Genomic DNA, 22,355 nt, shown 5'->3' on the forward strand with positions numbered 1-22,355 from the left:
TTTTAAACTTCGGCTAAATTAGAACGATTAATGATTGAAAATGGCACCTATATCGCTTCAGTTGTTAACATTTTATGTATTTCATCGTATTTTTTTGTTCTTAATCCTATTTAATTCTACTTTACAGCACATTATAAGTGCTAATTTGTGACTGCCCCAAACATCTCAAAATTCACTTTTTAAACTTAACCGAAACCTATGTTTAGTATTAACCGCATACTTTTGGGCATCTTTTGCTTGCTCAGTACTTTTATCACAGCACAGCAAATAACAGTAGATAATTCTGTTTCGCCTCAAGATCTTGTTGAGAATACCTTGATACAAGGCTGTGTGGAAGTATCAAATATCTCGTCACCAATCAATGGATCTATCTCTGGCTTAGGGAGTTTTGGATATTTTGAGCGGGCAAATTCATCCTTCCCATTTGAAAACGGTATTGTACTTACTACAGGTAATGCCCTATCTGCTGGGAATGGACAAAACAATTCCATCTTAAATGAAGGTGATAACACTTGGTCTACAGATACTGATTTAGAAACGGCCCTTGGTATAACCGGAACTTTAAATGCTACATCAATAGAATTTGATTTTGTATCAATATCAAACCAAATACAGTTTAACTACATACTGGCTTCTGAAGAATACTCTGGCAACTTCCCTTGTCAGTATTCTGATGGATTCGCTCTACTAATTAGGCAAGCAGGAAGTGGTGATCCCTACACTAATATTGCGCTTGTTCCAGGAACATCAACTCCAGTAAATACCAATACCGTTCATGATGAAATTGTAGGATTTTGTGATGCTTCAAATGGTCAATACTTCGAAGGCTATAATATCGGAGATACTAACTATAATGGTAGAACATCAGTATTAACAGCTATAGCTTCTATTCAACCAAATGTTCAATACCAGGTTAAACTGGTCATTGCCGATCAGACTGATCAGAATTATGATTCCGCAGTTTTTATTGAAGGTAGTAGTTTTAATGCCAGCGTTGACTTAGGGGAAGATATTCAAACCTGTGCCAGTAGTGTACTATTAGATGGTAATATTCAGAATCCTCAAGCCTCATATACATGGTACTTTAACAATGCCCTTATACCTGGTGAAACGAATGCTACGTTTGATGCTGTACAATCTGGAACTTACAGAGTGGTCATTGAAATACCCTTACCAAATGGAATTTGCACCATAGAAGATGATGTAACTATTACCTTAAGCTCTACACAGCCTGCTAATGCGATTTCTAATTATGAAGTATGTGATGATAGTAGTAACGATGGTGTAGAGTCTTTTGATTTATCAACCAAAGACGCTGAAGTGTTTAATGCGGTTCCAACGGCTAATTATGTGATTAGTTATCACGCAAACCTCAGCGACGCATCAAGCGGAAGTAATCCAATAACAGCTCCTATTCAGAATATAGCAAACCCTCAGACTATATATGTGAGAATAGAAAATGTAGATAACGGTTGTTTAGCATTTACATCCTTTGATTTGGTTGTTAATGAAATGCCTAACATTACTAATCCAACACCTTTAGAAGTGTGTGATGATCAAATTGCAGATGGATTTACAACTATAGACCTGAGCGTAAAGGATACAGAGATAACAAATGGACAACCCAATCTCGATGTTACATATCATTATACTTTAACAGAGGCGCAAACAGGAAGTAACCCTATACCAATGCCTTATGTAAACACTAGTACTAATGAAACTGTTTTTGTTAATGTACAAAACAGTATAACAGGATGTAATACTACAACCACTTTAGATATTAGTGTCTTGGATAATCCGGTTGTAAATAGTGAATTACAACAGATAGATGCTTGTGATTTAGATCATGACGGATTTGCAGATTTTGACCTAACCACTGTCATACCAGACGTGATTCAAGGGTTGACAGATGTCACAGTAACATTCCATGAAACTTATGACGACGCACTAATTGGTTCAAATTCAATTGGTGATAGTTTAAATTATAGTAATATAAATCCAGATGTTCAAACCGTTTTTATCCGTGTAGAAAGTAACATATCTGGTTGTGGAACAGTAGTACCATTAGAAATTCACACCAATCTTTTATTGACAGGAACAAATATTCGAGATGTATCGCAATGTGACGTTGACAATGATAATTATGAAGAATTTGACTTGTTTAATATCGCTGACGGAATAATAAATGATCTAGATAATGTTACTGTCGTATTTTATGAGTCTGAGGAAGATAGGGACAATCAAGTTAATCCAATAAGTCCTACTCAGTCCTATATACCAACGTCAAACCCACAGACTCTATTCTTAGCATTAGAAAGTTCGACATGTCAAGACGAAGCAGAGATTTCCTTGATCATGATTCCTGTTCAAGAATTTGATCCGATTGATGACCAAACTGTTTGTGATGAGGATCAAGATGGTTTTTCAACAATTGAACTCTCTCAATTTGATGATTTGGTTACACAAGGACAACCTAGTTTTTCTGTATCCTATTATTTATCAGAAAGTGATGCAGATTCAAATACTAATGCCTTACCAAATTTCTATACAAATACAACAAATCCGTTTACGGTTTACCCTAGAATACAATCTTTAGATACAGGGTGTCATGATGTTAACTCATTTGAGATTACTGTTTTAGAAGCACCTGTTACCTCCACTCCTAGTTCAATAGTTATATGCGATATCGACCAGGATGGATTTTTTATAGTGAATTTGGAAAATTCATCACCAGAAGTCATCACAGATACAACAAATAGATCAATAAATTTTTACAACACATTACAAAATGCTGAGAATGGTGTCAACCCAATCATAGATACTACTAACTATAATGCTGAAACCGAAACTGTATACGTACGTGTAAATAATACAATCACTGGATGTTACTCTATTGAAAACCTAGAAATTATTGTTAATACACTACCTGTTTTTGCAGAAATAAGTAATTATAGAATATGTGAAGATAGTAGTGATGGTGTTGCAGAATTTATGTTCAACACAAAGGATAATGAGATTCTCAATGGTCAATCAGGAAAACAGGTGCTTTATTATTTAAGTCAAAGTGATGCGGATAATAGAATTAATGCCATTAATAAGAATGCTAATTACCAAAATATTAGCAATCCACAGACTATTTATGCACGTGTTGAAAACATAACTGATCAAGATTGCTATGGTACATCAGACTTCATTATTGAAGTTGGTACTAACCCAGCCTTTAATATTCCAATTGATTGGTTTGTATGTGATGATATTTCAAATGATGGCTTTGAAACTTTTGATTTCACCGATAAAATCACTGAGATCACACAAGGTATACCTGATAATTTAAATGTTACTTTTTATACTTCTCAGTTTAATGCTGAAAATAGTATTAATCCTTTACCATTGAGTTTTACAAATACTGTAAATCCTCAACAGATCTATGTACAAATAGATAACGGAACTATCTGTAATTCCATTACATCATTTGAATTAAATGTCATTCAAGTTCCTGAAGTAAATCCATCTCAGCCTCTAACACAATGCGATACTGACGATGATGGTATTGTAATTTTTGACCTCACGGTTGCTGAATTCAACATATTAGATGTAAGACAAGATAATATTGAGATTGCTTATTTTAGAAACTTAGCAGATGTTGAGAATAACACCAATCAGATTTCTGACCCTGAAAATTATCAAAACACCTCAAATCCAGAAGTAGTCTACCTAAAAGTTACCAATACAATATCGAATTGCCATGTGGCTGTTCCAATTGATTTAGAAGTATTTCTACCTCCTTCTATAAATGATTTTCAACTCTATGACATATGTGAAAATAATAGTAACAGTTTTGATCTTTCAGAGATAGACACTGTTATTACGGATTCATTAATCAACATCGAGATTAACTATTACACAAATTTAGCAGATGCTGAATCTGATACAAACGCACTTAATACAAACTACACCTATCAAACCAATTCCGATACTCTTTTTGCGAGGGTAGCTTATACTACAACACATTGTTATTCTATTTACGATTTTAGTTTAAATGTAAATATGATGCCTCCAGTAAATCCACTAAACGATTTAATAGCTTGTGATGATGACTTTGATGGACTTTTAGAATTTGATCTGAGTGTACAAAATAATGATATCTTAAATGGACTTAATCCACAGAATTATTCAATAAGTTATCATAACACAGAAAATGACGCCATTAATGGCGATAATATTATAGAATCAAGTTATATCGCATTTGATGAAGAAATCATTTTTGTGCGACTAGAAAATAATAATACGTCTTGTTTTAGTGTCAATCAATTCTCAATAAATATTAACCCTCTCCCAGAAATTGATATCCCAGACCAAGTTATCTGTTTAGACGATTTACCTTTAATTGTTTCAGCAAATACCAATGTTGGTAATGATCAATATTTATGGTCTACTGGAGCAACTACACCAGAAATACAAATTGACGAAATTGGTACCTATTGGGTTACCGTGACCACATCATTTGGATGCGAAAATACACGTGTATTTAATGTTTCAGAATCTGAGGCTGCTATAATTGAAATTACTGAAACAGTGGACTTTTCAGATCCAAATAATATTACAATTACAGTTAGTGGTATTGGAGATTATTTATATCAGCTTGATGACTTCGAACCTCAAGAATCTAATGTCTTTGAAAATGTAGGTCTAGGATACCATACTATAACGGTGATAGATTTAAATGGATGTTCGGAAGTTACTGAAGAGGTCATTGTAATTGACGCTCCAAAACATATGACCCCTAATAATGATGGAGATTTTGATACTTGGCACATAGTAGGGATTGAGACCTTACCAGGAAGTATTGTATATATTTTTGACAGGTATGGTAAACTCCTAAAACAACTTGGTTCTAATACATCTGGTTGGGACGGCACGTTCAATGGAAACAAAATGCCATCAAGTGATTATTGGTATGTTGCTCAAATTCAACAAGGTAACGAATCGTTTGAAGTAAAAGGTCATTTTACACTTCGTAGATAAGATCCCTATTTACATACATCCAAAAAAAGTGCAGTTTATCCAATTCTGCCGATAAAAAATATAGAAAATACCTACAACTAGGTATTTTTTTATACTTTCTCAGAGTGTAATTTGCTGAATAAAAGCAGAATACAACAATTAGCTATTAATCACGTCATGTTAAAAAAACGAATTCTACCATTTCTAATGGGTGCGCTTTGCGTGCTTTTTAGTCATGCGCAACAAATTTCTACAGATGATTCATTACCGCTAGAACAATTAATCGAAAACAACTTTGGTCAAAATTGTGTTGAAATTTCGAATATTTCATCCTCTGTAAATGGCAATGTCAACGGGTTTTCAAGTTTTGGTTTTTTTGAACGTGGTAATTCTAATTTCCCTTTCGAAAATGGTATAGTTCTTACCACAGGTAATGTGCTTTCTGCTGGAAATTCAATAAACACCAACCCCTTAAATGAAGGTGATGATGATTGGGGCACTGATATAGATTTAGAAAATGCACTTGGTATATCAGAAACTTTAAATGCAACATCTATTGATTTCAATTTTGTGTCTGTTGCAAATCAAATTGAGTTTAATTACATCCTTGCTTCAGAAGAGTATCAGCAAGAATATCCATGTTATTATTCTGATGGTTTTGCATTTTTAATTAGACAGGCTGGTACAAACGAAGAATTTACAAATATTGCTTTAATACCAGGGACAAATATTCCTGTAAATACTAGTACTATACATGAACAAATTTTAGGTGCTGCTGGATGTCCAGCAGAAAACGAGCAATACTTCGAAGGCTATAATGTTGGTGACACTAACTACAATGGAAGGACCGTTGTACTTACCGCAACTGCCACAATCATTCCTAACGTAGAGTATGAAATCAAATTAGTAATTGCAGATCAAACGGATGAGAACTTTGATTCTGCTGTTTTTATCGAAGGTAATAGTTTTAATGCTTCAGTAGACTTAGGGCCAGATATTACAACCTGTGGAGATTCAGTATTATTAAATGGTAATATTAATAATCCTCAAGCAAGCTACGAATGGTACCAAGATGGGCTCTTAATTGATGGTGCATCAAACCCAACTTATGAGGCTGTTGAAAGTGGTACTTATGATGTAGTGATTACCATTCAACTTAATCAAACCTCCTGTGTTATTAGCGATGAAATTGAAATTGCTCTGAGTTCTGAGCAAGAAGTAAGTAACATTTCCGATTTCATTCTATGTGACGATGACTCTAATGATGGAGTTGAAGCCTTTAATCTTGAGTCTAAAAATTATGAGGTCTTAACAACAGTTCCTCCTTCAAGCTATAGCATATCCTATCATCTCAGTGAAGATGATGCGCAAAATAATCAGAATCCTGTTGCTAGTCCTTATGATAATACGTCATCACCTCAACAGATCTTTGTAAGAATTGAAGATACCGTTAATGGTTGTCTTGCTTTTTCCTCATTCAATTTAATAGTTAATGCAAAGCCTGAAGCTACTGAACCAGATCCTATAATTGCTTGTCCAGATCCTACGTTAGATGGTTATACTTTTATTGATTTAACTGTAGCAAATGATCAGATTACTAATGGTAATGCCAACCAGTATGTAACTTACCACTACTCACAACCAGAAGCGGATAATGGATGGAATCCTATTTTTTCTCCTTATCTAAACTACAATACTTCTGAGACTTTATTTGTACGTGTTTATGATGCCACAACGGGATGTTTTTCAACGACAACAATAGACGTTCAGTTCCAAGAAACTCCTGCGATAAACACAGAAAATCAATGGATAAATGCCTGCGAACAAGATTTTGATGGCTTTGAAACATTTGATCTCACCTCTGTAATTGATAACATTTTACAAGGCCTAACCGGCTTAGAATTATCCTTTCACGAGTATTATAATGATGCTTTAACAGGTGTGAATGAAATTACCGATCCAGAGAATTATGCCAACATTGTCCCAAATTTTCAAATTATATATGTTAGGGTTTTTGATCCGACTACAGGATGCTTTACGATCACTCAAATAGAACTACATTCTAATATTATACAAACCACGTTTGATTTAGAGGCCTTTATTGTTTGTGATGACCCATCTAATGATGGTATTGAAGAATTTGATTTAGAAGCCGTAGAAACCGAATTGGAAGATGGCTACAGTGAATTTGAGACCACTTTCTACCTAACAGAAGACGATAGAGACAATGAAGTAAATGCAATTGATGAAACCGTTCCTTTTGTCGTTACTGATAATGGTACGGAAATATTTGCAACAGTTGTTAGCGATGTATGTATTGAATATGTGACTGTAACCTTAGAAATTGCTCCTGCCCTAATATTAGAACCACAAACAGCAGATTATTGTGATGAAAATACTGATGGATTCACCACCTTAATCATGGACACCTTTAACACTGTTTCGGCTCAAGGGGTTCAAGCTGCAAATGTAAAATACTATTATACTGAAGAGGATGCACTAAACGATGTAAATGATTTACCAGATTATGTTTATAATTCTGCAAATCCACAACTTTTTTACATAAGAGTTACTAACACGCAATCCGGATGTTATGATGTCACTACACTTACAGTTAATATTGTGAGTGCGCCTCAGATCACGTATCCAAACCCAATTATCGTCTGTGATGATGACAACGATGGTATATCAATTGTAAACTTAGAAGAGAAAATTCCTGAATTAACACCCGAAGTTGACACCTCAAATATCACATTTTATTCAGATTATTGGAATGCTGTAAATGGTGAGAATGAATTGACTAATCTTGTGGATTATGAAACAGCCTCGACATACATTTATGCCAGAATTGAAAATGAATCTACAGGGTGTTACAGTCTTTCCGGATTTTACATTTATATCAATACACTTCCTGAATTTATACCAATCACCAATTTTGAAAATTGTGAGGCAGACATAAGTGGTGTTGCAGATTTCTATTTTTACCTTAAGGATGCTGAAATCTTAAATGGGCAACCCAATAAACAGGTTCTATATTATGAAACTGAAGAGGATGCTGAAGCAGGTACAAATCCAATCAACAAATATGCACCATACCAAAATACCTCTAGCCCTCAAACCATTTATGTAAGGGTTGAAAATTTAACAGATTCAACATGTTATGGCACTTCGTCATTTGAACTAGAGGTTGGCTCACTACCCATTTTTAACCCTGCATCAGACATATTTGTATGTGATGACATTAGTAATGATGGTTTTGTGACCGTGGATCTTAATGCAACTATTGAAGAAATGGTATTAGGGAGTCCAGAAATTCTTGAAATAACATTCTACACTTCGCAATATGACGCAGATAATAGCATAAATGAAGTTCCACTAGAGTATACAAATTCAGTAAATCCACAGCAACTTTTTGCAAGAGTTGATAATGGGAACTACTGTTATGGCGTTTCAGCTTTTGCTATTAATATTATCTCTGCTCCAATTGTAAACATGCCAAACCCTGTTGAACGTTGTGACGATGACTATGATGGTATCTTAACATGGGATTTAACCATATCAGAAATCGAAATTTTAGATGTAAGACAAGATAATATTGAGGTTTCTTATTTCACGTCATTAGAAGATGCGGAAGCAGATCTCAATGCTATTGCTGATCCAGAAAATTTTGACAATACCACTAGTCCGCAGACAGTCTACGTTAAAGTAAACAATACCATTAGCAATTGTTTTGTCACCCTGCCACTAGAAATAACGGTTAATCCATTACCAGTAATAAATGACTTTGAATTTGTAGAAATATGTGACAATGTAGATCAGTCCTTTGATTTAAGCACCATTGACGACTTAGTAATTGATGACTTCAACGACATTAATATCAGTTATCACAATAATCAATCAGATGCCGATAATGATCTCAATCCACTAGATTTAAATTACATCTACTCGCAATTCACACATACCATAATAATTAGAGTAGAATACCAAACAACAGGATGTTTTGTGACCTACCCTTTTCAGTTAATTATTAATCCATTACCAACTGCACATCCAGTGAGTAATCTCGAGACATGTGACGATGTGTCTAATGATGAGTTTGAAATATTTGATTTGTTATCGCAAAATCAGTTTGTACTCCAAAATCAAGATCCATCAATTTTTACGGTGTCTTACCATAGCACGTTTGAAGACGCTAATAATGGAGTTAGTGCACTCGAGGATAACTATAATTCTGAAAACAACGAAACTATATTTGTTAGAGTCACCAACTCAATAACAGGGTGTTACGACATTACACAATTCGATACCATTGTGTATCCTGCACCTTCGAGTGTTAGTCCAATAACCATTTGTGATAATGATTATGATGGGCTTAATACTTTTAATCTAACACAATCAGAAAGCGAACTTTACCCAAGTATACCTGATAATGTTTTAATAAGTTATTTCGTATCTATAGAAAATCTAGAGTCGGATACTAATCCCATTAATACACCAGAAAATTATACCAATACCTCAAATCCTCAAACAGTCTATTTAAAAGTACTCAATACATCTGCAAATTGTTATACTGTTGTTGACCTTGAATTGAATACTACCTTACCGCCTCCAATTAATGAATTTGAGATTTATGAAATATGTGACAATCCAGATAGCTATTTCGATCTTAATGAAATTGAGACAGTTATAAGTGATGATACAACTAACGTCATTTTCACCTATTTCAATTCTTATGTTGATGCAGAAAACAACATAAATGCCATAGGTACAGATTATACTTATACAACTATAAATGACATCATTTTTATTAAAATTGAGGACGCAAATACAAGCTGTTTCTATATCTATGATTTTACTTTACAGATAAATCCATTACCAATAGCAAATCCATTAGAAAACATTGAAGTCTGCGATGACAGCTCTAACGATAATGTGGAAATTTTCAACTTAAGTCCTCAGACGCCAATATTATTAGGTGATCAAGATCCAAATATGTTTACTGTTTCCTACCACTCCAATGAAACAGATGCTATAAACGACGAAAATGCTATCAGCACGAATTATAGTGCCTCATCAAATCAGCAAATTGTAGCAAGAATTGAAAACAACGAAACAGGATGTTTCAGCTTAACAGATTTTCTACTCATCATTAATCCACATCCGTTTGAACCACAACCATTAATAAACTGTGATGATGACTATGATGGTATCACAACATTCGATCTAACCTTGGCAGAGGGTGATTTATTTGAAATAGACAACCCTAATAATATCATCACTTATTTCGAATCATTAGATGAATTAGAAAATGACTTAAATCCTATTGTAGATCCTGCCAATTATACAAATCTTACGTATCCTCAAACAGTATATATAAAAGTATTTAATACAGTGGCCAACTGCTTTACACATGTGCCATTAGAATTAAACGTATTCTTGCCACCAGCAATAAATGATTTTCAATTTTATGAAATCTGTGAAAATGAAAATAATTTCTTCGATCTAAATACCATTAACGATGTGATTGTTGATGTAGATTTTAATGTACTTTTTAGTTATTTTGAGACGGCATCTGATGCTGAAGCCAATATGAATAGTCTAAATACAGACTACACGTACAGCAGTGATAATGATATTATTTATGTCCGTGTAGAATTTAGCACAACGCATTGTTATTATGTCTATCCTTTTGAGTTAATCATTTTACCAAATCCAATTGCAAATCAGCCTCAAAATATTGAATATTGTGATGATGATTTTGATGGGTTTTTAGATGCGGACATTTCGCAACAAACAGCATCAATATTAGGAGTACTAGACAACACAAGCTATACAGTCACCTATTTTAACTCGGTTGAGGAAGCCACAGATGGTGTTAATTACATTGAAAATTTAACCAACTATAATGCCTATAATAACGAAACAATCATAGCAAGGTTAGAAAACAATATTACAGATTGTTTTGATCTTGTTGAGTTTTCGGTAATTATTCATCCTCTGCCAATAATTGACATTCCTGACCAAGTAATTTGCTTAGATAACTTGCCTCTAATTGTATCGGCGAATACTAACGTAGGAAATGATGAATATCTATGGTCTACTGGCGCAACATCTCCAGAAATACAGATTGATGAAATTGGAACCTATTGGGTAACGGTTACGACCGAGTTTGGTTGCGAAAATACACACGTTTTCAATGTTTCTGAATCTGAAGCTGCCATGATAGAATTCACAGAAACCGTGGACTTTTCTGATCCAAATAATATTACTATAACGGTATCTGGAATTGGTGATTACTTATATCAATTAGATGATTTTGAGCCACAAGAATCTAATATATTTGAAAATGTAGCATTGGGCTACCATACGATTACCATCATCGACCTCAACGGCTGTGCCGAAGTGACGACAGAAGTTATCGTTATTGATGCTCCTAAGCATATGACACCAAACAATGATGGAGACTTCGACACATGGCATATTATCGGAATTGAAACCTTACCAGGTAGTATTGTGTACATCTTTGATCGGTATGGTAAATTGCTCAAACAATTAGGGTCGAGCACACCAGGATGGGATGGTACGTATAATGGACATAAGATGCCAGCAACAGATTATTGGTATGTTGCTAAAATTCAACAGGGAAGTGAAGCATTTGAAGTTAAAGGTCACTTCACCCTGAGGCGTTAACACTAATAGTGTTAGTTAATACGTTTATCAAGGGCCAATTTATGAGCTTTTAGCATCATTTTTGTTATCTTTAATACCAAAAAAGAAATCTAAGGGAATTCACCTTATTGCTATTGTTTTTTTGGTATCAAAAAATGGAAAAGAAAAGTATCTTCATATTTCTCTTCATTCTTGCGCATCTGTATGTTTTAACAGCGCAACAAATAATTACTGATGATACCTTACAGCCACAAGAATTAATTGACAATCTGGTTGGAGAAAGTTGCATTTTAGCTAATAACGCGACCTCAAATTTTAATGGCCAAACGAATAATATAAATAGTTATGGTTTTTTTCAACGTGCTGATTCAAATTTCCCTTTAGCCAGTGGTCTAGTTTTATCAACTGGTAGCATTAATTCTGCTGGTAACACATTTATTCCTCAATCCTTAAGCGAAGGTGAAATATCATGGGCAACAGATCCAGAAATCTTAAATACTATTGGCATTGATCAAACCCTTAATGCCACATCTATAGAATTTGATTTGGTTGCGTCAAACAATTTTATTGCCTTTAAATATCTTTTTGCTTCTGATGAGTATCAACAAGAATATCCTTGTAACTTTCAAGACGTATTTGGGATACTAATCCGTCCTGCAGGTACAAATACACCTTATATCAATATAGCTTTAGTACCAAATACAGAAACAGAAATTACAACGAGTAGTATAAGACCCGATATAGAAGGTTTTTGTGATGCCCAGAATTTACCCTATTTCCAAGGCTATGATCCAATAGGGACAAACTTTAATGCGAGTACTAATGTGTTAACAGCATCTGCAGAAGTTATTCCTGGCACAACATACAATGTAAAATTTGTTATAGCAGATCACATTGATCAAAGATTCGATTCTGCAGTTTTTATTGAGGCAGATAGTTTTGGAGATGCCATCGATCTTGGACCTGACCAGGCAGTATGTGGTAATGCACTAACTCTTGATGCTAATATAAATAACAACCAAGCGGATTATAACTGGTATCAAGATGGGGTTCAAATTAATAATGAAAATGGCCCTACGCTTCAAGTCACAGAAAGTGGCATTTATGACGTAGAGATTATTCTTCCCATTGCTGGAGGCACATGTACGTTACAAGACACCATAGAAATAGAAGTACTAGGTTTCGAAAGTGCAACACCAATACCAGAACTAACGGTTTGTGATCCACAACCTAGTGATGGAATTTATGATTTTGATTTCACCTTAAGAAATGACGAAATATTTGACACTCTGCCATCAGAAGATTACATCATATCTTATTTTACATCTATTGACGATGCAGAACAAAATAATAATCCAATAAATGGCATTTATCAAAACACTGAGGATTTTGAAACTATTTATTACAGAATAGAAAGTCTAGATGATAGTTGTCTTCAAATCGGCATGTTTGATATTATCATTTTACCTGCTCCTAACACAAGAATAATAGATCCCATAATTGTATGTGAGGAGCTTTATATACCATCATTCTCTAGTGTGGATTTTGATTTTTATGACTTTTGGGTAGCTAATTTTGAATTTAATAGAACTGTAACGTTTCACTACACTGAGGAGGAAGCTGAGATGGCCATAAATGCTATTCCTTCACCTTATCCATATCCGGAGCAAACTGAGACACTTTATGCAAGGGTAGTTGACGATTTTAATGGATGTCATTCTGTTGTCCCTTTCACCATGGAGTTTAATGAAAGTCCTTTCGTAGGTACTGATCGGTTTATCATCAATAAATGTACACCCATTGATGAATTCTACGATGAAGCAGAAGAATCTTATAATCTGAATGACGCTGTTGAACAAATCACGGAGTGGATTCCAGAACCAAGAGTAAATTATTTTGCTTCTGCTGAAGATGCCTTGGCCCAAACCAATGCGTTCTTATTTGTTGGTGATCCTATATTAACATTAACTAATAATCAGTTAACGATTTACATGACTATCGCAGAACAAGGCGGTTACTGTACATCGATTGTCCCCTTAGAATTACACAAAAATGTTACTAATAATGTCATCGGCGAAGGAACAATTGTTAATCGCTGTGACGATCCTTCCAATGACTCTATTTTTGATTTTGATTTAAATGCCGTAACTGAGGAATTAATTGGCGGTTATAGAGGCTTATCTCTAACATATTATTTAACTGAGGAGGATCAAATTAATGATGAAAATCCTTTAGATGTTGACCAAATATTTACGGTGAATGAAGCAAATACAGAACTTTTCCTTAAAGTTCAATATAATGACGAATGCCAGGACTTCACCTCAATAATACTTCGAGTCAATGAGGTCCCAACTCTTGAGCCTCGATCTGCTGATGCCTGTGGAAATTTTAACGCAGAAGATGGCACTACTGCTATTAACTTGAGATATTACAGAGATCTAATGGTACAAAATACACCTACTCCTTCTGTAAAATTTTATGAAAGTTATGAGGACGCTGACAACGATGAAAATGAAATAGAGCAGACCTACAATATATTGGGAACAAATCAACAATTTTATGCGCGTGTTGAAAATAGTATAACCGAGTGCTACTCTATAACCACTTTAGATATTAATGTTGTTGAAAGTTTAGATTTTGAGTCTCCAGAGCCTTTAATAATTTGTGACAACGATCAAGACGGGATTTCTACGATAAATTTATATAGTGTCCTACCCACAATTTCTACAGAGCTCGAAGAATTTACAACCCAATTCTACACATCTTTTGATGATGCATTTGCAGATCGAAATGCCATTACTAATCCCGAAAATTTCGACTCAGAATCTCAGGAGATTTTTGTGCGATTAGAGAGAGCCGAATTAAACTGCTTTGCCATAATTGATTTTGAAGTTAGAGTTTTTGCTAATCCTCAAATCGAGGCTTTACCTGACTATATTTTATGCCAAATAGACGCAACGGAAGACGGCAATTTTCTTTTTGAAACTAGAGACGATTTAATAATCAATAATCAACCATATATGGTGGTTTATTACCATGAATCTGAAGAAGATGCCATCAATAAAATAAATCCTATTGATAAAACTGTAGCCTATCAGAATATTTCTAATCCACAAACAATCTACGTAAGAATAGAAAATAGTAACGAAGATAGTTGTGTCGCCCTTGCGCCTATGCAGATAGAAGTGCGACAAGCACCTGTATATAATCTTCCTACAGATATTCCAATCTGTGGTACCAACGGCAGTGGGCCGTATAGTATAGACTTAAATCAAAAAATTGATGAAATTTCTGCCGGAAACCCAATGGAATTAAACGTTAGTTTTCATGCCACTGAACTCAACGCAAGTCTTGGAACCAACCCAGTAAATATCAATTATACAAGTACTAGCAATCCAGAAAAATTATATGTCCGAATTGAAAATAGTGAATCTGGATGCTTTGGTATTGAAACATTTAGCATTAATATTCTCGATTTACCTGATGTAAATTTCGACCAGTCACTCACCCAATGCGGTAACTATTTTGAAACTAGTATACAATGGGACCTAACCGACATCGAATTAGATATTCTAGATGGTAGACAGTATAATGTGGATTTCACTTACTACACCGCCTTATCAGATGCCGAAAATGAAATTAATCCAATAGCAAATCCTGAAGATTACATTAATGAAGAATTAAATGAAACAATCTATACATTTGTTCGAAATTTAACTACTGGATGCTTCATTATTGTACCGTTTGATTTAAATATAAATCTACCTCCAGAAGTTAATGAGATTGAAAACTATACAACTTGTGAAACCGAAACCAATACTATCGATCTAGGTGATATCAATTATGAATTGGTTGGACTAAACTTAAATGCAGAAATAAGTTATCATCTTAGTGAGGCAGATGCAGATGCGAATATTAACCCCTTAGATAATAATTACGCGTACAATGCTAATAACATAGCTATTTTTGCTAGGATCGCTTTTAGCACAACAAAATGTTATACGGTGCACGCATTTCAATTAAACATAGCACCTAATCCAATTGCTTTTCAACCAATGGAAGTCGAATATTGTGACGATGATGATGATGGGATCTTATCTATAAATTTGAACGAACAAACTAATACTATTTTAAACGGCCAAAATCCAGTGGATTATTTTGTCACTTATCATGGTTCAGAAATTGAGGCCTTCGAGGGGATTAATCCGCTCCCATCAAATCATACAAGCGCGTCAAACGAAATTATTTTTGCACGAGTTGAACATTTAGACACAGGCTGTTTTGACCTTACAAATTTTGAAATAGTTATTAATCCATTACCAGATATCTTCATACCAGATCAGGTCTTATGTTTAAATAATCTACCATTAATTGTTTCTGCAGAAACTGGTAATTCTGATGACAGCTACTTGTGGTCTACAGATGAAACCAACCCAGAAATAGAAATAAATACTATTGGCACATATTCAGTAACTGTAACTAATGCATTTGGATGTTCATCAACAAGTACATTCAATGTTATTGAATCTGAATCAGCAATAATTGAGTTTGTAGAAACTGTAGATTTTTCAGATCCAAATAATATTAGAATCACTATCGATGGTATTGGTGATTATCTATATAGCCTTAACGATGGTCCACCTCAATTTTCTAATATTTTTAATAATGTCCCTATTGGGTATAATACGATTACGGTCATTGATCGTAACGGTTGTGACAGAACTACAAGAGAAGTATTAGTGATTGATACACCAAAACATTTAACACCCAATAATGATGGTGATTTTGATACTTGGCATATAACAGGTGTCCAAACCCTACCAGGAACAGTCGTACGCATATTTGATCGGTTTGGAAAAGTATTAGCTGAATTAAATCATAATACAAGAGGATGGGATGGAACATACAACGGCTCTCCTTTACCAGCAGGTGATTATTGGTATATCGCAGATGTTGTTAAGGATGGAGAATTCTTCCAAATAAAAGGCCACTTTGCCCTAAGACGTTAATTGATTTAGAGTCTTCTTTATCGTAAATTTGCTCTATGCGTTTTAAAATTGAATCGGATTTTAGCCCAACTGGAGATCAGCCACAAGCTATTTCACAACTTGCCAATGGGATTGAACAGAACGAAAAATATCAAACACTATTAGGCGTTACTGGTTCTGGGAAAACCTTTACGGTTGCCAATGTCATTGAAGAGGTGCAACGCCCAACTTTAGTACTAGCTCATAATAAAACACTAGCAGCACAATTGTATTCAGAATTTAAGCAGTTTTTTCCAAGTAATGCAGTAGAGTACTTTGTGTCCTACTATGATTACTATCAACCTGAAGCTTATATACCAGTTTCCGGAGTATACATCGAGAAAGACCTATCTATAAACGAAGAGATTGAAAAGATGCGTCTAAGCACCACGTCTTCATTACTTTCTGGGCGTCGTGACGTATTGGTAGTAGCCTCTGTATCTTGTTTATATGGTATTGGTAATCCAGTGGAGTTTCAAAAAAATGTTATCACCCTCGAAAGAGATCAAGTCATTTCTAGGACAAAATTACTACATCAACTCGTCCAAAGTCTATATTCTCGTACAGAGGCAGATTTTAAAAATGGAAATTTTAGAATAAAAGGGGACACTGTAGATGTTTTTCCAGGCTATTCAAATAATGCTTTTAGGATACATTTCTTTGGAGATGAAATTGAAGAAATTGAAGCCTTTGATGTCTTAACCAATGAAGTTTTGGAACGCTATGACAGACTAAATATTTATCCTGCTAATATGTTTGTTACTTCACCTGATGTTCTTCAAAATGCAATTATTGAGATACAGGATGACTTAGTAAAACAGCACGATTATTTTAAAGATATTGGTAAACATTTAGAAGCAAAAAGACTGAAAGAACGAACAGAGTTTGACTTAGAAATGATCCGCGAACTAGGCTACTGCTCTGGTATAGAAAACTATTCTCGTTACTTAGACGGCAGAGCACCAGGTACTCGCCCTTTCTGCTTATTAGACTATTTTCCAGATGACTATTTAATGGTGGTTGATGAAAGTCATGTTACGATTTCTCAAGTTCATGCTATGTATGGAGGTGACCGAAGTCGAAAAGAGAATTTAGTAGAATACGGATTTAGATTACCTGCGGCTATGGATAATAGACCATTAAAGTTTGAAGAGTTCGAAGCTTTACAAAATCAAGTTATTTATGTAAGTGCTACTCCAGCAGATTATGAAATGCAAAAAACAGGTGGAATCTATGTAGAACAAGTCATTAGACCCACTGGGTTATTAGACCCTATTATCGAAGTTCGACCTAGTCTTAATCAAATAGATAATTTAATAGAAGAAATTCAGGCGAGAGTAGAAAAAGATGAGCGAACTTTAGTTACGACACTCACCAAGCGAATGGCCGAAGAATTGGTAAAATATCTCACTAGAATATCGATTAGGTGTCGATATATTCATAGTGATGTAGACACATTAGAACGTGTTGAAATCATGCAGGACTTACGAAAAGGACTATTTGATGTGCTCGTTGGTGTTAACTTGTTAAGGGAAGGACTTGACCTACCCGAAGTGTCTTTGGTAGCTATTTTGGATGCGGATAAGGAAGGCTTTTTACGTTCTAATCGATCCCTTACACAGACCGTTGGCCGCGCTGCTCGTAATCTTAATGGTATGGCAATTATGTATGCAGATACAATAACTCAAAGTATGCAAAAAACCATTGATGAGACAAACTATAGAAGAGAAAAGCAAATTGCTTATAACACTGAGAATAATATTACTCCAAAAGCACTTAACAAAAGCTTAGACAGTGCATTGGCTAAAAATTCTGTGAGTACCTATAAAACCGAACTTGAAGCTAAATTGGCTGCTGAACCTGAAAGTGAATATCTTACAAAAGGTCAGTTAGAGAAGAAAATCAGAGAAAAACGGAAACAAATGGAACAAGCAGCTAAATCCTTAGACTTTATGGAAGCTGCGCGTTACAGAGATGAGATTACCGCTTACCAAGAAAAATTAGAGAAATTAAAAGTAAAGTAGTCTTAGTTATACTGCACCTTAAAAATATCAATTAAAAAATCTGGTGGTACGATTTTGTTTGGGAAACTATCCATTAAATCAAGTACACGGTTGATTGACTCATGACTTAAACCCATTCTTAAACCAAAATTATGTATTTTGACCAATTGCTTGTCGGAGACCTTATGGTCTAAATTCATAAGTAGTACCAAGCGATGAAACTGCACAATGCGTTCACTATGTGTCTTTAAATGCACATAATTCACGGGATGCTTAAATAAATACTCGAAATCTTCCTTTGAAATATCCAATTGCTTGGCAATACTCAATAAGAAATTATATTCAATGGTCTTAATATTATCATCTGTCTGAGCAAATGCAATCATCTCAGATAGTAGACTTAATTTTTCAGCTCGGTTAATCATGGGTGAGGGATTAAATTAACACTGTAAAGGTAAGTAGGTGCATTAATTTCTTGTCGTACTAATAGTGTATCTTGTCGAAAAATAGGATGTAATTGGTCGTGTTTTTGACACGTTCATCAACCGACAACCCAATAATAGCATGGTATTGGAGCCTTTTTATCTTATGATTTAGTTCTAATATTCGGTCATAAAATTATGTGCAAAACACTATAGCTAAAGAAGTTACAGCACTTTAAAGATCATAATAGAAATGGATACTTTTTAATGAAAACATAACTTGTTGAATGAAGATGTTCTAAAATTCTAGAAACGTAATTTAGTATCTTTTAACTCGACAAATAAAACAATTTCCAAAAATGACAAACAACGATATATTTAAAAAACTAAGAGTCGCACATCAACTTAGAGATGATGATATTGTAAAAATATTAGCACTAGTAGATTTTAGAATTTCAAAAAGTGAACTAAATGCGTTCTTCCGACGAGAGGATCATCCAAAGTATATGGAGTGTGGTGATCAAATTCTTCGAAATTTCCTCAATGGATTAATCATTCATTTGAGGGGTCCAATGCCAAAAAAGCAAAAAAACAAGTCTTAAATTATGAAGTCCGCAAAAATCCTCGTTCAATTTTCTTCTTCCAAAATAAGCCAATAACTTGCGGTTCCCTTAACCAAGATTAATAGATGTTTGAAACAACTGGTAATATTGCCCCAAAGCAAATTTTTTCAGAAGAGGAAATTGAAAATCTCAATAAAAAGTATGAATCTCTTACTGCAAAAGAACGGATAAGACAATTATACAAAGACTTTCAGACAACAGATGTTATGCTAACGAGTTCTTTCGCAGCAACTTCAGCTTTTTTACTCAAACTCGTGTCGGAAGTCAATACTACTCAAGAGGTATTTTTTATTGATACTGGATATCATTTTGAAGATACGCTTAACTATAAAAAGACCTTAGAAGACAAGTATAACCTCAATGTCATTTCGGTATCAGCCTTAAAAGAAGAACATGCATTTACAACCAAGGATGAGACCTGGCGTAAAAATCCAGATTTTTGTTGCTCTATTAACAAGGTAAGACCACTAGATCGAATTAAGGCAGAATATAATATTTGGATGTCTGGTTTAATGGAGTGGCAAAGTGATTATCGTTCTACTCTAAATATTTTTGAGCAACGTGGCAATATTTTAAAATTCTATCCTCTTTTAGACATTTCTAAAGAAAAAAGAGATGCCTATATTAAAGAGCACGATTTACCATTTCACCCTTTAGTTGCAAAAGGTTACCATTCCATAGGTTGCAAGCATTGTACAGTCCCAGGTGAAGACAGAAGTGGACGATGGAACAATAACCCCAAAACAGAATGTGGGTTACATCTATAAAAAAAAGCGCCTTTATAAAAGACGCTTTTAATTAATTATAAGTTTTGTTTTCCTTATTAATCGTTCTCTATAAGTTTTACAGGAACTTTGAATGACTTATTATAGCCAATAGTCTCTTTAGATAACTTCTTATAGTTTAAACGACCTTTAATGTAATTTTCGACTGATTCATTATCTGTCTCTACATTTAATACAACCATCTCGTCATTTTCATTAATTATAATGTCGACAATGGCACTAACATCAGAACTCAACTGTAAGTCTGGGTTCTTTAAAAATTCTCCAACAGATTCAGAAACTGATTTTGGTTCTGCTTTTTTGATCGGGTTTGTACTTGCTGAAAGTACAGAGCTAAACGCAATTGCTACGGCTAGCACACTCATTTTTAGTGTTTTCATAATTTTTCGTTTTATAAGATTGATACCTAATAGACTGTTGTTACAAAAAAATGTTACATGTATTAACACTGTTTAACGTTGATTAGCAGATAATTAACATTAGAGCAAAAAAAAGGCGCCTTAAAAAAGGCGCCTGTAATATCAGTATTTATAGGCTATGACAGTACTTCTTGCACTTTATCTGCAGCTTCTTGAAATTCTGTAGCACTTAATACATCTAGGCCAGAATTATCAATTAAGTCTTTTGCAATATCCGCATTGGTTCCTTGTAACCTTACAATGATCGGTACATTAATATTACCCATATTTTTATAAGCATCGATCACACCTTGCGCCACTCTATCACATCTTACAATTCCACCAAATATATTTATTAAAATCGCTTGTACATTTGGATCCTTAAGGATGATCTTAAATGCAGCCTCTACTCTAGCAGCATCTGCCGTACCTCCTACATCAAGGAAATTTGCAGGTTCACCACCAGCTTGCTTAATTAAGTCCATTGTAGCCATAGCAAGTCCAGCACCATTAACCATACAACCAACATTACCATCTAAATCAACGTAGTTTAACCCTAAAGAGCCAGCTTCGACTTCAATTGGATTTTCTTCACGTAAATCTCTAAGCTCTGCCAAACCTCTGTGTCTGTATAATGCATTGTCATCTAAAGTTACTTTTGAATCCACAGCCATGATTTTATCATCACTTGTCTTAAGAACAGGATTTATCTCAAATAACGATGCATCTGATTTTACATAAGCAGTATATAATGATGTAACAAATTTGGTCATTTCTTTAAACGCAGTTCCAGAAAGCCCTAAGTTAAAAGCTACTCTTCTTGCTTGAAAAGGCAAGACACCCACTGCAGGATCTATTTCCTCAGTAAAGATTAAATGTGGTGTTTCTTCAGCAACTTGTTCTATATCCATACCACCTTCGGTAGAATACATAATCATATTTCTACCTGTACCACGATTTAAAAGTACAGACATATAATATTCTTCTGGTTCATTGTCTCCAGGATAATAAACATCCTCTGCAATTAGAACTTGATGTACTTTTTTTCCTTCGGCTGATGTTTGAGGCGTTATTAGGTTCATACCTATGATTTGGCCAGCAAGCTCTTCAACTTCATTAAGATTTTTTGCAAGTTTGACACCGCCACCTTTTCCGCGACCACCTGCATGTACTTGAGCCTTAATAACGTGCCAAGACGTACCAGTTTCTGCAGTTAATTCTTTAGCCGCATCAACAGCTTCTTTAGCACTTTTTGCAACGATACCTCTTTGTATGCGTACTCCGAAACTACTAAGTAATTCTTTACCTTGATATTCGTGTAAATTCATTTGTTATCAGATATTTATTTGGAGCACAAAAATACATAACCAAAAACGTTTCTCAAATTATATTTAACAATGTTTAATATTTCCAATTCCAATTAA

Annotated in this window: 9 protein-coding genes; 6 read left to right on the forward strand and 3 right to left on the reverse strand. The window is 34.5% G+C overall.

The genetic code is table 11. The annotated features are described in order from the left end of the window. The first annotated feature begins 198 nt into the window (after nucleotides 1-198). The 4 genes from ACRHOC_RS11140 to uvrB all read left to right on the forward strand — a co-directional run bounded on the left by ACRHOC_RS11140 (nucleotide 199) and on the right by uvrB (nucleotide 18,724). Complete coding sequence (locus tag ACRHOC_RS11140; protein WP_431158717.1) at nucleotides 199-5,025, forward strand: choice-of-anchor L domain-containing protein; 4,827 nt, start codon at nucleotides 199-201, stop codon at nucleotides 5,023-5,025. A 156-nt stretch (nucleotides 5,026-5,181) separates the two neighbouring features. Beyond that, the gene (locus tag ACRHOC_RS11145; RefSeq protein ID WP_431158718.1) at nucleotides 5,182-11,694 is read left to right on the forward strand and encodes a choice-of-anchor L domain-containing protein; all 6,513 of its coding nucleotides are present in this window, start codon (nucleotides 5,182-5,184) and stop codon (nucleotides 11,692-11,694) included. 134 nt (nucleotides 11,695-11,828) lie between these two features. Continuing rightward, complete coding sequence (locus ACRHOC_RS11150) at nucleotides 11,829-16,682, forward strand: choice-of-anchor L domain-containing protein (protein ID WP_431158719.1); 4,854 nt, start codon at nucleotides 11,829-11,831, stop codon at nucleotides 16,680-16,682. 35 nt (nucleotides 16,683-16,717) lie between these two features. Then, complete coding sequence (uvrB, locus tag ACRHOC_RS11155; protein WP_431158720.1) at nucleotides 16,718-18,724, forward strand: excinuclease ABC subunit UvrB; 2,007 nt, start codon at nucleotides 16,718-16,720, stop codon at nucleotides 18,722-18,724. Nucleotides 18,725-18,726: 2 nt separating this feature from the next. Here the strand turns inward: uvrB and ACRHOC_RS11160 are convergent, their stop codons facing one another. Then, nucleotides 18,727-19,128, reverse strand: a complete 402-nt coding sequence (locus ACRHOC_RS11160; protein ID WP_431158721.1) for a TerB family tellurite resistance protein — start codon at nucleotides 19,126-19,128, stop codon at nucleotides 18,727-18,729. Between the two features lie 356 nt (nucleotides 19,129-19,484). Between ACRHOC_RS11160 and ACRHOC_RS11165 the strand changes: the two genes are divergently transcribed. Next, a complete protein-coding gene (locus ACRHOC_RS11165; RefSeq protein ID WP_431158722.1) occupies nucleotides 19,485-19,727 on the forward strand; it encodes a DUF1456 family protein in 243 nt (80 codons plus the stop codon). An 86-nt stretch (nucleotides 19,728-19,813) separates the two neighbouring features. Next, nucleotides 19,814-20,515: a phosphoadenylyl-sulfate reductase gene (locus ACRHOC_RS11170; RefSeq protein ID WP_431158723.1), complete on the forward strand. Its 702-nt coding sequence runs from the start codon at nucleotides 19,814-19,816 to the stop codon at nucleotides 20,513-20,515. A gap of 56 nt (nucleotides 20,516-20,571) precedes the next feature. On the opposite strand, the gene ACRHOC_RS11175 is transcribed toward ACRHOC_RS11170, so the two are convergent. Further along, the gene (locus tag ACRHOC_RS11175; RefSeq protein ID WP_431158724.1) at nucleotides 20,572-20,913 is read right to left on the reverse strand and encodes a hypothetical protein; all 342 of its coding nucleotides are present in this window, start codon (nucleotides 20,911-20,913) and stop codon (nucleotides 20,572-20,574) included. 155 nt (nucleotides 20,914-21,068) lie between these two features. Continuing rightward, a complete protein-coding gene (sucC, locus tag ACRHOC_RS11180) occupies nucleotides 21,069-22,259 on the reverse strand; it encodes an ADP-forming succinate--CoA ligase subunit beta (protein WP_431158725.1) in 1,191 nt (396 codons plus the stop codon). Between the last annotated feature and the right edge of the window lie 96 nt (nucleotides 22,260-22,355).

It is taken from the genome of Winogradskyella poriferorum (assembly GCF_050618035.1).
GTDB classification, from domain to species: Bacteria; Bacteroidota; Bacteroidia; order Flavobacteriales; family Flavobacteriaceae; genus Winogradskyella; species Winogradskyella poriferorum_A.

Excerpts from the sequence above, each read along its gene's own strand:
- ACRHOC_RS11145 (WP_431158718.1), top strand. The coding sequence starts at position 5,182 with ATGTTAAAAAAACGAATTCTACCATTTCTAATGGGTGCGCTTTGCGTG.
- ACRHOC_RS11170 (WP_431158723.1), top strand. The coding sequence starts at position 19,814 with ATGTTTGAAACAACTGGTAATATTGCCCCAAAGCAAATTTTTTCAGAA.
- ACRHOC_RS11140 (WP_431158717.1), top strand. The coding sequence starts at position 199 with ATGTTTAGTATTAACCGCATACTTTTGGGCATCTTTTGCTTGCTCAGT.
- sucC (WP_431158725.1), bottom strand. The coding sequence starts at position 22,259 with ATGAATTTACACGAATATCAAGGTAAAGAATTACTTAGTAGTTTCGGA.
- ACRHOC_RS11165 (WP_431158722.1), top strand. The coding sequence starts at position 19,485 with ATGACAAACAACGATATATTTAAAAAACTAAGAGTCGCACATCAACTT.
- uvrB (WP_431158720.1), top strand. The coding sequence starts at position 16,718 with ATGCGTTTTAAAATTGAATCGGATTTTAGCCCAACTGGAGATCAGCCA.
- ACRHOC_RS11160 (WP_431158721.1), bottom strand. The coding sequence starts at position 19,128 with ATGATTAACCGAGCTGAAAAATTAAGTCTACTATCTGAGATGATTGCA.
- ACRHOC_RS11150 (WP_431158719.1), top strand. The coding sequence starts at position 11,829 with ATGGAAAAGAAAAGTATCTTCATATTTCTCTTCATTCTTGCGCATCTG.
- ACRHOC_RS11175 (WP_431158724.1), bottom strand. The coding sequence starts at position 20,913 with ATGAAAACACTAAAAATGAGTGTGCTAGCCGTAGCAATTGCGTTTAGC.